This is a genomic window from Streptococcus sp. SCPM-O-B-15304 (M98) (genome assembly GCF_058200215.1).
This window is the reverse complement of the sequence record NZ_JBYQGQ010000012.1, coordinates 26793-40781: the sequence shown is the minus strand read 5'-3', so window position 1 is coordinate 40781 and position 13989 is coordinate 26793. Positions and strand designations below refer to the sequence as shown.

The following is a 13989-nucleotide window of genomic DNA, read 5'->3' as shown; positions in this document are numbered from 1 at the left end:
ATTCGAATTGATAATTAGTGTTTTTTTCGAATCGACATGAGACTGATATCTCGTAAACTAAAGTACGTGAGGACCAGCATGGCTACTGTGATAAAGAATTCTGTTGGTAGCTGAAAGATTTGCAGGATGGACAACATAAGCAAAATCACGAGGGAAACGAGACCAAAAACAAGAATTACAATATTAACCGTTCCCTTGATACTTTGAGGTGTCGCAAATATATAGAGTAAGAGTAATAAAATCCCTATGATTAAATAGACCATTTTCTGCTCTTTCTAGCTCTTATTCAGCTGATTTTTTCTTTTTGTTTGCTTTCTCACGCTCTGCCTTGTTAAGGATTTGTTTACGCAAACGAATAGATTCAGGCGTTACTTCCATGTATTCATCGTCGTTCAAGAACTCAAGTGATTCTTCAAGAGTCAAGATACGAGGAGTCTTGATAACCGCTGTTTGGTCCTTAGTTGCTGAACGAACGTTGGTCATTTGTTTCGCTTTCGTAATATTAACAGTCAAGTCATTTTCACGAGAGTTTTCACCGATAATCATGCCTTCGTAAACCTCAGTACCTGGGTTAACAAAGATTGTTCCACGTTCTTCGATAGACATGATAGAGTATGTTGTTGCCTTACCAGTATCGATAGAAACAAGGGCACCACGGTGACGTCCACCGATTTCACCTGGAATCAATGGCAAGTATTGGTCGAAGGTATGGTTCATGATACCGTAACCACGAGTCATTGACAAGAACTCAGTTGAGTATCCAATCAAACCACGCGCAGGAACTAGGAAGACCAAACGAGTTTGACCATTACCAGTTGAAATCATATCCAACATTTCACCTTTACGTTCAGAAAGACTTTGGATAACAGATCCTTGGTATTCTTCTGGTGTGTCAATTTGCACGCGTTCAAACGGCTCACATTTAACACCATCGATTTCTTTTACGATAACTTCTGGACGAGATACTTGAAGCTCATAACCCTCACGACGCATTGTTTCGATAAGGATTGACAAGTGCAATTCCCCACGTCCTGATACAGTCCATTTATCTGGTGAATCAGTTGGCTCAACACGAAGAGAAACGTCTGTTTGCAATTCTGCTTGAAGGCGCTCTTCTACCTTACGAGAAGTGACCCATTTACCTTCCTTACCAGCAAATGGTGAGTTGTTGACCAAGAAGGTCATTTGAAGAGTTGGTTCATCGATGTGAAGAACTGGAAGAGCTTCAACTGCGTCTGTCGGAGTGATGGTTTCACCGACAAAGATATCTTCCATACCTGATACGGCAATCAAGTCACCAGCTTTGGCTTCTTGAATTTCACGGCGTTCCAAACCAAAGAAACCAAAGAGTTTTGTGACACGGAAGTTCTTAGTTGTACCATCAAGTTTAGAAAGGGTAACTTGGTCCCCAACCTTTACACTACCACGGAAGACACGTCCGATACCGATACGTCCTACGAAGTCATTGTAGTCAAGAAGTGACACTTGGAATTGAAGAGGCTCATCAGAGTTATCAACCGGAGCTGGAATGTGATCGATAATCGTATCAAATATTGGCGCCATAGTCTTTTCTTGATCTGCTGGATCATCTGACAATGAAGATGTTCCGTTGATCGCTGACGCATAAACGACTGGGAAGTCAAGCTGGTCATCATCCGCACCAAGCTCGATGAAAAGTTCCAAGACTTCATCTACTACTTCTGCTGGACGAGCTGATGGCTTATCAATTTTGTTAACCACAACGATAGGCACAAGGTCTTGTTCCAAGGCTTTTTTCAATACGAAACGAGTCTGTGGCATAGTTCCTTCGTAAGCATCTACGACCAAAACAACACCGTCAACCATTTTCATGATACGTTCAACTTCTCCACCGAAGTCCGCGTGTCCTGGTGTGTCCATGATGTTGATACGAGTTCCGTTGTAGGCAACTGCTGTATTTTTCGCAAGGATAGTGATTCCACGCTCTTTCTCAATATCGTTTGAGTCCATTGCACGCTCAGCTAACTCTGTACGCGCGTCAAGAGTTTCAGATTGTTTCAACAATTCGTCAACGAGGGTCGTTTTACCGTGGTCGACGTGGGCGATAATCGCGATATTACGGATATCTTCTCTTAATTTTGTCATGATTTCCTCTATTGTATTCAAAAATTTATTTTCTAACTGAACGATTATACCACAATTTTAAGCAAATGACTTAATTCAAGTAAGTGTAAATGTTTTCAAAAGAAAATTCATTCCTTCTCTTTTCTTTTCAAAAATCCCGACTTGTGATAAGATAGGCTGGTATGCGTTTAGATAAATTATTAGCCCAAGAAAAAATCAGTCGAAAAGCCATGAAACAAGCTCTTCTGAAAAAAGAAATCTTTGTAGATGGACTCCCTGCAAGTTCCTTTGCACAGAATGTTGATACCGGGTTGCAAGAGCTGATTTTCAAAGATAGAAAAATCCAAGGATATGAACACACCTACCTCATGCTCCATAAGCCAAATGGAGTCGTGACTGCAAGCAAGGATAAGAAACTCCCAACGGTCATGGACCTCCTTCCTCAGCATCTCCAGTCAGAGCAACTCTACGCCATCGGTCGTCTGGATCGAGATACGACGGGGCTCCTTCTCTTAACGGATAATGGACCTCTAGGTTTTCAACTCCTCCATCCTCAATATCATGTCAATAAAACTTACCAAGTAGAGGTCAATGGGCCACTAACTTCCGACCATATTCAAGAATTTAAAGATGGGATTGTTTTTCTTGATGGAACTGTTTGTAAACCTGCTCAGCTTGAGATTCTATCTTCAAGCCCTGATCTCAGCCGAGCCACCATCACCATCTCTGAAGGGAAATTTCATCAGGTCAAGAAAATGTTCCTCTCAGTTGGTGTCAAGGTCACTGCTCTCAAACGAGTTCAGTTCGGGGATTTCCTATTAGACCCTGAACTAGCAGAAGGTGATTGCCGACTTCTAAACAAAGAAGAATTACAGGTTATTAAAGCTTACTTAGAAAACAGTGGATAAAACAAAAAAAGCTTTAAACAAATAAAGCTTTTTAAAATCTTCTTTAGCGTATAAATACCATGACACCTAAAATAAAGTGAAGTGCAGAAATTACAATCCCTAGGATGGACAGATTTTTCTCTCTCTTATAGTCTAGGCCAGATTCTTTTTGATGTGAGTTAGCTAAGACTAGACCAATAATCCCCAAAATCAAACTTACCACCGGCGAAAGCAAACCAAGAATGATAGACAAAATACCTAAAACAAGTGACGCTTTTTTCTTTTCTTGCATATTCTAAAAACTCCTTAAACTCATACAAATGAATAATACTATAAAAATTAGCTTTATCAATTGGATAAAACAAAAAAAGCTTTTAAAGATAAAGCTTTTTTTGTTAGAATCCTGATTAGTGCATCATTAAGATGAGCCCTGCAACCCAGTTAACTACAGAAATTACAATCCCTACGATATTAAGAATTCGTTCTGTTTTGTAATCAAGCTCAGATTCTTTTTGATGTGAATTAGCCAAGACTAGACCAATGATCCCCAAAACGAGACCTACGATTGGAGATAGCAAACCAAGGACGATAGATAGGACACCTAAAACAAGTGATGGTTTTTTCTTTTCTTTCATCTTCAAAAACTCCTTAAATTTTATACTAACAATTATACCATAAAAAGCCAAGACTTTATATTAAACATATGTGACAAGATTTTTCACATTGTTAATTCGATTTCACCTTCCCTGTCCAAGAATCCAATCCGTAAGAGAGGATATAGATTTCTGAGAAACCTTGTTTTTTCAAGAAAAGTGCTGCGTTTGTGACACGTTGCGCACGTTGGTTTTCATAGAGAAGGACAGGTTTATCCTTGCGAAGAGCTGCAAGACTTGTCTTCAATTGATTTGAAGGGATATTACGAGCTCCGAGGATATGTTTTCTATGAAAATCAGCTGGATCACGCAAATCAATCAACTGACCTGTACGAATTAAAGACTCAAACTCTGCATTGTCTACAATTTTCGCTGCACGACGAATGCGAAGATAGTTATATCCCATCCAAGCCAACATCGCTATAATAAGTCCCCATAATACCCAAGTTACCATATTACTTAATCTCCATTTTTTTCTAAATAGTCTAATTCTAGTTTGTGCTCTCTGCGAAGAACAGCCTCCGCTTCAAGATAATCCAGCTTGTCCATCAAGCCTGCATCATAGATTCGAGATAGCTCGATCTTCATCAGTTCAATGTCATAGAGACGTTTTCCCATATAGACAATGATACCAAACTGTTTGAGAAATTGTTGCACATCGTAGAGTGTTTTCATAGCTTTCATTTTAGCAAATAATCAGAGTTTTTTCAATAGTTCCCTAATAGTTCGGGGTAGGTTTCCTTTTTTCACGATTATCTGAATTTCTTTACACTATGACAAAGAAGAAATCCTAGAGTCATTCCAACGATATTTTGCATGAGATTTGGGATGATTTCTGGAATAGCTGCTCCCCAACCATTCATCCAAGCTGATGCCAAGGCATAACCAGCTACCATGAATAAAGTCGCTAAGACTAAGCCTAGCCATTGCCATTTCCCTTTAAAACCTGCGAAATAGCCTTGGAAACCATGGTTAATTAAGCTAAAAATCATCCACTGAGGGTAGCCTGAAATGAGATCAATAAGAAATCCTGCTACACCTCCAACAACGGCCCCTTCACGACTGCCAAAGTAAAAGGCTGTGAAGAAGACTCCAACGTCCAAAAGTGTTAGAAACCCAGTTGGTGTCGGGATTTTTATAAAATACCCCAATACGACAGAACTAGCTGCCAAGATGGATACTAGGGCAATTTTAGTTGTTTTGGTTTGCTTCATATTGTCTCACTCCATATTGATCTGCTTGTGCAATGGCACGGTAAACAAAGGCTTTGGAAGTTTCAATTGCTGGTAATAGTTCCTCTCCCTTGACTAACTGACTGGCAATACTAGATGCAAAGGTACATCCTGCACCAGCATTTTGTCCTTGGATGACTGGATTTTCAAGGATTGTGAAATTCTCCCCATCATAAAAGACATCCACAGCCTTATCCTGACTGAGGCGATTTCCACCCTTGATAATCACTGCTGGTGCACCCAAGTCATGTAATTTCTGCGCTACAGCCTTCATATCTTCCAGACTTTCAATCTTTTGGTCTGCAAGTAACTCTGCCTCAGGAAGATTCGGAGTAATCACTGATACATAAGGGAAAAAGCGAATCAACTCTTGACAGAGCTCGCTGACTGCAACGTCGTGCGTTTCCTTACAAACCAATACAGGGTCCAAGACGACAGGAACTCCTGATCTTTCCTTGATGAAATTCAAAGCTCTCTCAGCAACACCGACTGTCGGCAAGAGACCAATCTTAATCCCTCCAAAGTCTACACTTTTCAGGCTATCCAACTGTTGTTGGAAAATAGTCTCATCCGTCGGAAAGACTTCAAAACCATTTTCTGTCAAAGCAGTCAAGCAGGTCATGGCTACAAATCCATGCAAACCATTCAAAGTATAGGTGGCAAGGTCAGCAGCTAATCCACCACCACTAAAAATATCATTTCCTGAAAGTGCTAAAATACGATTATTCTTCATAACGAATCTCCTTCAAATACAAACCATTAGACGCTGCAGTTGGACCTGCCAACTGTCTGTCTTTTTTCTCTAAGATGAGGTCAATCTGTTCAATCGGCATACGGTTGTTGCCAATTTTCAGCAGGGTTCCAACCATATTTCGAATCTGCTTATAGAGGAAACCATTGCCTGAGAAGGTAAAGGTCAAGAACTGCCCTGTTTCATCAACCCTAAGACTAGCTTCCGTGATCGTTCTTACCTTGTCTTCCACACTAGTTCCTGAGGCTGTAAAACCAGTAAAGTCATGTGTTCCCTCTAGTTTTTTTACAGCAAGCTGCATCCGCTCCACATCAAGTGGATAGGGATAATGAGTTGCATAATGGCGACGCATAGGATTTTTAGGACGTCCTCTATCCACGATAAACTCGTAGGTCTTGCTATGCTTAGCATAACGGCAATGAAAATCGTCAGCCACTATCTCAATCGAAATCACATCGATATCTTCAGGACTTTGGGTATCGAGAGCAAAACGAAGTTTTTCCTCATCCATCTGATAGGGAAGGTCAAAATGGATGACCTGACCTAAAGCATGAACGCCACTGTCCGTTCGCCCAGCGCCATGAATGGTAATGGCTTGTCCCTTATTTAATTTTGTTAAAGTTTTTTCAATTTCCTCTTGGACACTACGCGCGTGAGGTTGCCGCTGGAAACCCGCAAAAGCGTAGCCGTCATAAGAAATTATAGCTTTATATCTCGTCATGTATCTATTTTATCAAGAAAATTTCTCTGCAACAAGTTTGAGAATTAAAAATTGTAAGGGGACAATTTCTAGTGTAATTTAGTTCTTACCTAGATTTTCTCATTATGTATTTACGTTCTGGAACTTCAATGGTTTGAACAATTTCAAATCCCTCTTTTTGGTAGAGGTCTCTAGCTATTTGATTTGACTCAAAAACCGTTAGGGAAATACTCTCAATTTCTTCATTTTCAAACATTTCTTGAACGAAACCTTGGAAAGTTTTCCTACCTATTCCTTTTCCCTGCTTCTGTGGAGCTATGAGAAATCTTCCGATATGAAGATTTTTATCTTCTAATTTGATTTTCTGGATGATGCCTACAAACTCTTCTCCAGCAAAAATGGAAAAAATCCCTTCTAGTTTTTGTAAGGATTGGGCAATCAAGGGATAAGAAATCTTTGGTCCCATCCATTGCTTCTGAAAACTTTCTCCCAAAGCATTAGACCACTGACAAATGAGTTGGGCATTTTCTGACTGAAGTCCTTTTTCAAAGTGAATTTTCATATTTGTTCCTAAAACTTCTCCTATATCCAACTATTATACTCTTTCTCTTATTTTTTCCGAATAAATAAGTATGATTCATCTTTATTTTTTTCTTGTTGGAACGATTCTTGCTTCCTTTCTAGGCTTAGTCATCGATCGCTTCCCTGAACAATCCATCGTCTTTCCTGCAAGTCACTGTGATTCTTGTCAGACTCGCTTGAGACCACTAGATTTGATTCCGATTGTGTCCCAGATATTCAATCGCTTTCGCTGTCGCTATTGCAAGGCTCGCTATCCTGTTTGGTATGCCCTCTTTGAGTTGTGCTTAGGACTGCTCTTTCTAGCTTTCTCTTGGGATTTTCTAACTTTGGGGCAAGTCATCCTAATCAGCGCTGGTCTGACCTTGGGCATCTACGACTTTCGCCATCAGGAGTATCCTTTACTGGTATGGATTTTCTTTCATCTACTTCTAATGGCTTGCTCTAGTTGGAATCTAATCATGGCTTTTTTCTTGATTCTTGGAATCATTGCTCATTTCATCGATATCCGCATAGGGGCAGGAGATTTTCTCTTTCTATCTTCTTGTGCCCTAGTTTTTACACTTACAGAAATACTGATTCTCATTCAATTTGCTTCTTCAACCGGCATTCTAGCCTTTCTCCTGCTAAAGAAAAAGGAAAGACTTCCTTTTGTGCCTTTCCTCTTACTGGCTGCTTGTGTGATTATTTTTGGTAAGCTACTGCTTCTCGGATAAAGTCAGCGATTTCTGCTATTTGTCCTTCATGTAGAGCTTTAACAATCTTGGAACCGACGATAACACCATCAGAGACCGCATTGAAACGTTCCACATCAGCCTGAGTGGATACACCAAATCCTGTTAAAACTGGAATGTCAGCCACTTGATGAAGTTGGGACAAGTGCTTGTCCAAGTCATCTCGGTAATTTCCTGATTTCCCTGTCACCCCATTGATAGCAACGGCATAGACAAATCCTTCTGCCCCTTCAATGAGTTCCTTTTGACGCTCAATTCCTGTCGTCAAGCTGACTAAAGGAATCAAAGCAATGTCTGTTTCCGCCAAATATGGCTCTACAAAGTTGGCGTGCTCATGAGGGAGGTCTGGTATAATCAAACCTTTGACTGCTGTATCAGCAAGGTCTTTAACCAATTTCTCCACACCGTACTGAAAGAGGGGGTTAAAGTAGGTCATGATGACAAGCGGAATTTCTGTTTCAATGGTTTTCAAAGTTTCAACCAAAGCCTGGGTAGAGGTTCCGCGAGCTAGACTGCGCAAGCCTGCTTCTTCAATAACAGGACCATCTGCAACCGGGTCCGAGAAAGGAACTCCTACCTCAATGGCAGACACACCCAAATTTTCTAAAAAGTGAATTGTTTCACCGAGACCATCTAATCCTTTTTCGTGATCTCCAGCCATAATATAGGGGACAAAAATTCCCTTTCCAGTTGCTTTAATAGCGTTCAGTTTTTCTGTCAGTGTCTTAGGCATGAGCTTCTCCCTTCTTTGCTGCGTCTGCTTCCAAGCGGTCTTTAACTTGAACTACATCCTTGTCTCCGCGACCTGATAGACAGACAATCATAGACTTGTCTGGACCAAGTTCTTTGGCTAATTTCACCGCAAAGGCGATAGCATGACTAGATTCCAAAGCTGGGATAATCCCTTCCACACGTGACAAGAGTTGGAAACCTTCCAATGCTTCCTCATCTGTCACAGGCACATAAGTCGCACGCTTGATATCGTGGTAATGAGAATGTTCTGGACCGATACCTGGGTAGTCCAAACCTGCTGAGATAGAGAAGGCTTCTAAGATTTGTCCATGGGCATCTTGGAGCACATCCATGAGCGAACCGTGGAGAACACCTGGTCTACCCTTGGTCAAGGTAGCTGCGTGATGCTCTGTATCCACACCAAGTCCTGCCGCTTCAGCTCCATACATAGCTACAGATTCATCTTCCACAAATGGATGGAAGAGACCGATAGCATTCGAACCACCACCAACACAGGCAACTAGCGCATCTGGTAGATTTTCACCTGTCAATTCACGGTACTGTTGTTTAGCTTCTCGACCAATGACACTTTGGAAATCACGAACAATTTCTGGGAAAGGATGAGGTCCCAAGGCAGAACCAAGGATATAGTGGGTATCATCGATATTTGCTACCCAAGAACGAAGGGCTGCATTGACCGCATCCTTGAGCACGCGCGAACCATCTGTTACAGCTTTCACCTTGGCTCCCAAAAGTTCCATACGGAAGACATTGAGGGCTTGGCGTTTAACATCTTCCTCACCCATATAGATAGTACATTCCATGTTGAAAAGAGCTGCAGCTGTTGCAGTTGCCACACCGTGCTGACCGGCACCAGTTTCAGCGATAATTTTCTTTTTGCCCATGCGTTTAGCGAGAAGAACTTGTCCCAAGGCATTGTTAATCTTGTGTGCACCTGTATGGTTGAGGTCTTCACGTTTGAGGTAAATCTTGGCTCCACCAATATGCTGGGTCAAGTTTTTTGCGTAGTAAAGAGGTGTTTCACGTCCTACATACTGGCGCAAAAGTTGGTTTAACTCTTCTTGGAAACTTGGATCTGCCTGACTTTCACGATAAGCTTCTTCCAACTCCAATACTGCTGTCATCAATGTTTCTGGGACAAAACGTCCACCGAATTTTCCGTAAAATCCTTCTTTATTTGGTTCTTGATATGCCATGTTTTACCCTCTCTATAAATCTTCTTATCTTTTCATGATCTTTTTGTCCGTCTGTCTCTACCCCACTTGATACATCTACTGCAAAGGGAGTAAAGTGTTGAATTGCTTCTTCTACATTGGCTTCATTTAGCCCACCTGCGATGAAGAAAGGCTGAGATAGATCTTTCGTATCCAGTTGACCCCAGTCAAAGGTCTGACCACTTCCTGCCACAGGTGCATCAAAGAGTAGATAATCTGCCTGAGAACTTGGCACGTGACCATCTCCACCCACCTGTACTGCCTGAATGCTAGTACAAGGTAAATTCTCAAACAAATCATCCGCCACCTGGCCATGAATTTGGACTAAGTCTAAATCGACCTTTTCAATCGCTTCTAGTAATTCCTCCCGACTTGGTGAAACAAATACGCCAACCTTTTTTACATTTGTAGGAATAATCTCAGCCAGCTTTGCTGCTTGTCCCAAGGTCACTTGTCTTTTGCTAGGAGCAAAGACAAAACCGATGTAGTCGGCCCCTGCTGACACAGCTGTTTCTACCGCTCCTTTGGTCGATAGTCCACAAATCTTAACCTTTGTCAATCTGCAACTCCTTGATTCTCTGGGCTACATCTTCTGCCTGCATGAGGGCTGTTCCTACCAAAATTCCGTTAAAGTAGGGGGCAACTCGTTTCGCATCTGCTTCTGTAAAAATAGCAGATTCAGAAATGTACAAGCAATCGTCCTTAAAGTATTGGGCCAAGTCTACACTAGTCTGCAAGTCAACTTCAAAGGTAGTCAAATTACGATTATTCACACCGATAATTTGAGCTCCAAGGCGGTGGGCTACTTCTAGCTCTGCTAGATTATGAGTTTCCACTAATACTTCTAGACCAATCTCTGTCGCATAGTCATACAGTTCCTTGAGGCGTTCTTCTGATAAAGCCGCTACGATAAGCAAGATAACTGTCGCACCTGCATTGCGAGCACGGATGATTTGCTTTTCATCGATGATAAAGTCCTTGTTCAGTGTCGGAATCTGTACTTGATTGGAAATCTCACGAAGATAATCCAAATGACCCTTGAAAAAAACTTCATCTGTCAATACAGAAATCATAACAGCGCCGTTAGCCTCGTAAGTCTGGGCCTGTTGAACGATATCCACATCCAGATTGATATCACCCATACTTGGACTCGCCTTCTTGACCTCCGCAATGATTTGCAGACGTTCTTGATGGTTTTTCAAATATTCAGCTAAGCGATAGCTTGCTCGCAGGGGCTGAAGCTCCTCTCGCTCCATCTTTTCAACTTCACGTGCCTTCTGCTCTAAGATACGTGACAAAAATTCCTGACTCATTTTTGGTACTCCTGTAATAGTCTGAGTTTTTCAAGGGCCTTACCACTAGCAATCACTTGACGTGCCATTTCAACTCCGTCCTTGATACTGTCTGTTTTACCATTGGCGTAGAATCCTAGACCAGCATTTAAAACGGTTGTTTCCAAGAATGGACTTGGTTCGTTATTAAGAACACTGACAAGGATGGCTGCATTCTCATGAGCATTTCCCCCACGAATGTCCTCAATAGCAATGCGTTCCATTCCCAAATCTTCTGGGGTAAAGGTTGACAAAGTGATTTCACCATTTTCAAGAAGGGCAATGCTGGTAGTCCCATTCAAACCAGCTTCATCCAATCCTTCTGGACCAGCTACTACAATGGCACGTTTGCGGCCCATATTTTTCAAGACCTGAGCAGTACTTTCCAGAAGTTCTGGGCGACTGATCCCTAGAAGCTGTGTTTCCAAGACCATTGGGTGAATCAGTGGGCCTGTCAAATTCATGATGGTTGGAATTCCCAACTCCAAGCGTGCTGGCATGATATATTTCATAGCTGGGTGCATGTTTTTGGCGAAGAGAAAGACAATACCTGTTTGATCAAATACCTTACCCAATTGTGCTGGTTTGAGGTCAATATTGATTCCCAAAGCTTGCAAGACATCTGCCGAACCAGATTTAGAAGAGATGGAGCGATTGCCATGTTTGGCCATGTGGATGCCACCACCTGCCAAGACAAAGGCTGCAGTTGTAGAAATGTTGAAGCTAAATGACTTATCTCCACCCGTACCGCAATTATCCATAGCATCTTGAATGTTGGTTGGAATGTGTTGAGCATGTCCTCTCATAACTTGGGCGAGGGCTGTTCTTTCTTCAGGTGTTTCTCCCTTCATCTTGAGGGCTAACAGTAGTGAAGCGATTTGTGCTTCCGTCACACGTCCTGTTACGATGCGTTCAATCACATCTGTCATTTCAACACTTGATAAATCTTCAAAGTTCGCTAATTTTTCAATAATTTCTTTCATTTTGTGTTCCTCACTTTACAACTTTCTCGATAAAATTCTGAATAGAAGATAGGCCATCTGGCGTTCCAATACTTTCTGGATGATACTGCAAGCCATAAATCGGAAGAGTTTTGTGTTGGATCCCCATAATGGCTTGGTCATCTGTCGAACGAGCTGTCACTTCAAACTCTTCTGGCATCTCTTCAATTAAAATACTGTGGTAACGCATGACTGGACGATTATCCTCGATTCCTTGATAGAGAACTGAAGGAGTCTCAAATCGAATCTGGCTTTGTTTACCGTGCATAACTTTAGGAGCCAAACCCAACTTACCACCGAAGACTTCTGCGATGGCTTGGTGCCCTAAACAAATCCCTAGAATCGGTTTCTTACCTGCAAAATCACGAATCATTTCTTCCATCTTCCCAGCATCAGCTGGCCAACCTGGGCCAGGAGAAAAGACCAGTCCATCTGCCTTTGTAGCTTCTTCATAAAGAGTTGGATCATCATTTCTCAAAACCTGAACTTCTGCGAAATTCCCAATGTATTGAGCCAAGTTATAGGTAAATGAATCATAATTATCAATCAATAAAATCATGGTCTTAGTTCTCCCATTCTAGTCATAGATTTAGCTTTGTTAATGGTTTCCTGGTATTCATTCTGAGCGATGGAATCATAAACAATTCCTGCACCAGCCTGTACATAGGCTGTTTTATTTTTAAGAATCATGGTTCGAATAGCAATGGCAAAGTCCATATCTCCAGTTGCTGAAAGGTAGCCGATAGCTCCGGCATAAACGCCTCGTTTCTCTGTTTCTAATTCATAAATGCGTTTCATAGCACGAATCTTAGGGGCCCCAGAAACTGTTCCTGCAGGAAGAGTCGCTTTCAAGGCATCCATGGCAGTCAGTTCTGGAAGCAAACGTCCTTTAACCACGCTGGTCAAATGCATGACATAGCGGAAAAGTTCCACTTCCATATACTTGGTTACTTGGACACTTGCTGTTTCAGCAATTCGACCGATATCATTGCGTCCTAGATCCACTAGCATTCGGTGTTCTGCCGTTTCCTTTTCATCAGAAAGTAGATCACTTGCAAGTGCTGCATCTTCCTCGTCATTGGCACCTCTAGGTCGCGTACCTGCAATCGGATTGGTTGTTACAATACCGTTTTTTACGGAAACCAAGCTCTCAGGACTGGCACCGATGATTTGATAATCTCTGAAGTCATAAAAGTAGAGGTAATTTGATGGATTTGTCACTCGGAGATTTCTGTAAAAGTCAAAAGGATTTCCAGTTACCTCTGCGGAGAAGCGTTGACTGAGCACGCATTGGAACATATCTCCATTGCGAATCAAGTCGCGAGCTGTTTCTACCATTTCTTCAAATTTCTGAGGAGCGATATGTGGTCTAAACTGAAGTGGAGAAACGTCCAAATCTTCAAATTCATTTGATGCTGGGATTTTTAACTCCTCTAAAACTTGATCCAAAGCCACTTCTAGCTCATCATTGCTTCGATCACTGTAGAGAGCATCCTCGATGATATGAATTTTTTCTTTCTTGTGGTCAAAAACTATGTAGCTCTCATAGACGAAGAAATGCATATCTGGCGTCCCAATCGTATCCTCAGGAAGCTGACCAATTTCTTCATAGAGAGAAATCATATCATATCCAACAAAGCCGATGGCTCCACCACCAAAAGGTAGGTCTGAATGGTCCTGGCTCTTATGAGTCACCTCATAGAGGAAATCCAAGGGGTCACGATCAATGACTTGCCCATTTTGATAAAGAACTCCATTTTCAAACTTAATTTCAAAAACTGGGTTATAGGCTAAGATAGAAAATCGAGCATTTTCCTTTTCTCTTGGGATACTTTCAAGTATAACCTTGTGTTGTCCATTTAAACGCATATACGCCAAGATTGGTGATAAAACATCTCCATGAATGATTCGTTCCATTGTAATTTCCCTTTCAGTTCTTCTTAAATTCCGTGTTTATTCTACAAAAAATCCCCACGCAAAATAACTTGCGTGAGGACGAAATTCGCGGTGCCACCTCAATTATAGGATTTCTCCTATCTCTCATTCCTGTC

19 protein-coding genes and 1 other annotated feature (1 of these 20 cut by a window edge) are annotated in these 13989 nt (G+C 41.6%); of the genes, 2 read left to right on the top strand and 17 right to left on the bottom strand.

The window, feature by feature from the left end; all coding sequences use genetic code 11:
• Positions 1-14: 14 nt before the first annotated feature.
• Both AC3E7H_RS07840 and typA read right to left on the bottom strand, forming a co-directional pair.
• Positions 15-263, bottom strand: coding sequence for a DUF3165 family protein (locus AC3E7H_RS07840; protein WP_000262656.1), 249 nt, complete (start codon positions 261-263; stop codon positions 15-17).
• Positions 264-282: 19 nt separating this feature from the next.
• On the bottom strand, positions 283-2124 hold the full coding sequence (typA, locus tag AC3E7H_RS07835) for a translational GTPase TypA (protein ID WP_075228173.1): 1842 nt from the start codon (positions 2122-2124) through the stop codon (positions 283-285).
• Between the two features lie 161 nt (positions 2125-2285).
• Here typA and AC3E7H_RS07830 point away from each other — a divergent pair, with 161 nt between their 5' ends.
• Entirely contained in the window at positions 2286-3011 is a 726-nt protein-coding gene (locus AC3E7H_RS07830) for a pseudouridine synthase (RefSeq protein ID WP_001234952.1), read from the top strand.
• Between the two features lie 43 nt (positions 3012-3054).
• Here AC3E7H_RS07830 and AC3E7H_RS07825 read toward each other — a convergent pair whose 3' ends face one another.
• The 8 genes from AC3E7H_RS07825 to AC3E7H_RS07790 all read right to left on the bottom strand — a co-directional run bounded on the left by AC3E7H_RS07825 (position 3055) and on the right by AC3E7H_RS07790 (position 6888).
• On the bottom strand, positions 3055-3282 hold the full coding sequence (locus AC3E7H_RS07825; RefSeq protein WP_001156564.1) for a hypothetical protein: 228 nt from the start codon (positions 3280-3282) through the stop codon (positions 3055-3057).
• 115 nt (positions 3283-3397) lie between these two features.
• On the bottom strand, positions 3398-3625 hold the full coding sequence (locus AC3E7H_RS07820) for a hypothetical protein (protein WP_000660082.1): 228 nt from the start codon (positions 3623-3625) through the stop codon (positions 3398-3400).
• A gap of 91 nt (positions 3626-3716) precedes the next feature.
• On the bottom strand, positions 3717-4097 hold the full coding sequence (locus AC3E7H_RS07815) for a rhodanese-like domain-containing protein (protein ID WP_000259322.1): 381 nt from the start codon (positions 4095-4097) through the stop codon (positions 3717-3719).
• Between the two features lie 5 nt (positions 4098-4102).
• Positions 4103-4327, bottom strand: coding sequence for a YqgQ family protein (locus tag AC3E7H_RS07810; protein ID WP_000646475.1), 225 nt, complete (start codon positions 4325-4327; stop codon positions 4103-4105).
• 68 nt (positions 4328-4395) lie between these two features.
• Complete coding sequence (locus AC3E7H_RS07805) at positions 4396-4857, bottom strand: ECF transporter S component (protein ID WP_075228172.1); 462 nt, start codon at positions 4855-4857, stop codon at positions 4396-4398.
• Positions 4835-5608, bottom strand: coding sequence for a bifunctional hydroxymethylpyrimidine kinase/phosphomethylpyrimidine kinase (locus AC3E7H_RS07800; RefSeq protein WP_000794745.1), 774 nt, complete (start codon positions 5606-5608; stop codon positions 4835-4837). Before AC3E7H_RS07800 ends, AC3E7H_RS07805 begins: the two co-directional genes overlap by 23 nt.
• Positions 5598-6347: a tRNA pseudouridine(38-40) synthase TruA gene (gene truA / locus AC3E7H_RS07795; protein WP_000199148.1), complete on the bottom strand. Its 750-nt coding sequence runs from the start codon at positions 6345-6347 to the stop codon at positions 5598-5600. The genes AC3E7H_RS07800 and truA overlap by 11 nt, the downstream gene beginning before the upstream one ends.
• A gap of 85 nt (positions 6348-6432) precedes the next feature.
• A complete protein-coding gene (locus tag AC3E7H_RS07790; RefSeq protein ID WP_000690690.1) occupies positions 6433-6888 on the bottom strand; it encodes a GNAT family N-acetyltransferase in 456 nt (151 codons plus the stop codon).
• A 70-nt stretch (positions 6889-6958) separates the two neighbouring features.
• Between AC3E7H_RS07790 and AC3E7H_RS07785 the strand changes: the two genes are divergently transcribed.
• Positions 6959-7621 carry a prepilin peptidase gene (locus AC3E7H_RS07785; protein WP_075228171.1) on the top strand — a complete coding sequence of 221 codons (663 nt, stop codon included), beginning with the start codon at positions 6959-6961 and terminating at the stop codon, positions 7619-7621.
• Here AC3E7H_RS07785 and trpA read toward each other — a convergent pair.
• Genes trpA through trpE form a run of 7 tightly spaced genes read right to left on the bottom strand, consistent with a single transcriptional unit; the run spans position 7590 to position 13855 of the window.
• The gene (gene trpA / locus AC3E7H_RS07780) at positions 7590-8372 is read right to left on the bottom strand and encodes a tryptophan synthase subunit alpha (RefSeq protein ID WP_001127038.1); all 783 of its coding nucleotides are present in this window, start codon (positions 8370-8372) and stop codon (positions 7590-7592) included. The genes AC3E7H_RS07785 and trpA overlap by 32 nt on opposite strands.
• Positions 8365-9588 (bottom strand): tryptophan synthase subunit beta, encoded by a 1224-nt coding sequence (gene trpB, locus AC3E7H_RS07775; protein ID WP_000331308.1) that lies wholly within the window; start codon positions 9586-9588, stop codon positions 8365-8367. The genes trpA and trpB overlap by 8 nt, the downstream gene beginning before the upstream one ends.
• Positions 9566-10165, bottom strand: a complete 600-nt coding sequence (locus AC3E7H_RS07770; protein WP_000169930.1) for a phosphoribosylanthranilate isomerase — start codon at positions 10163-10165, stop codon at positions 9566-9568. The genes trpB and AC3E7H_RS07770 overlap by 23 nt, the downstream gene beginning before the upstream one ends.
• Positions 10152-10919: an indole-3-glycerol phosphate synthase TrpC gene (gene trpC, locus AC3E7H_RS07765; protein WP_000076570.1), complete on the bottom strand. Its 768-nt coding sequence runs from the start codon at positions 10917-10919 to the stop codon at positions 10152-10154. The genes AC3E7H_RS07770 and trpC overlap by 14 nt, the downstream gene beginning before the upstream one ends.
• Positions 10916-11920 (bottom strand): anthranilate phosphoribosyltransferase, encoded by a 1005-nt coding sequence (gene trpD / locus AC3E7H_RS07760; protein WP_000658718.1) that lies wholly within the window; start codon positions 11918-11920, stop codon positions 10916-10918. The genes trpC and trpD overlap by 4 nt, the downstream gene beginning before the upstream one ends.
• Before the next feature lie 10 nt (positions 11921-11930).
• Positions 11931-12497: an aminodeoxychorismate/anthranilate synthase component II gene (locus tag AC3E7H_RS07755; protein WP_000601917.1), complete on the bottom strand. Its 567-nt coding sequence runs from the start codon at positions 12495-12497 to the stop codon at positions 11931-11933.
• Positions 12494-13855 carry an anthranilate synthase component I gene (trpE, locus tag AC3E7H_RS07750; protein WP_075228170.1) on the bottom strand — a complete coding sequence of 454 codons (1362 nt, stop codon included), beginning with the start codon at positions 13853-13855 and terminating at the stop codon, positions 12494-12496. Before trpE ends, AC3E7H_RS07755 begins: the two co-directional genes overlap by 4 nt.
• Positions 13856-13926: 71 nt before the next feature.
• Positions 13927-13989: a binding site (T-box leader), on the bottom strand; it runs 163 nt beyond the window's last position.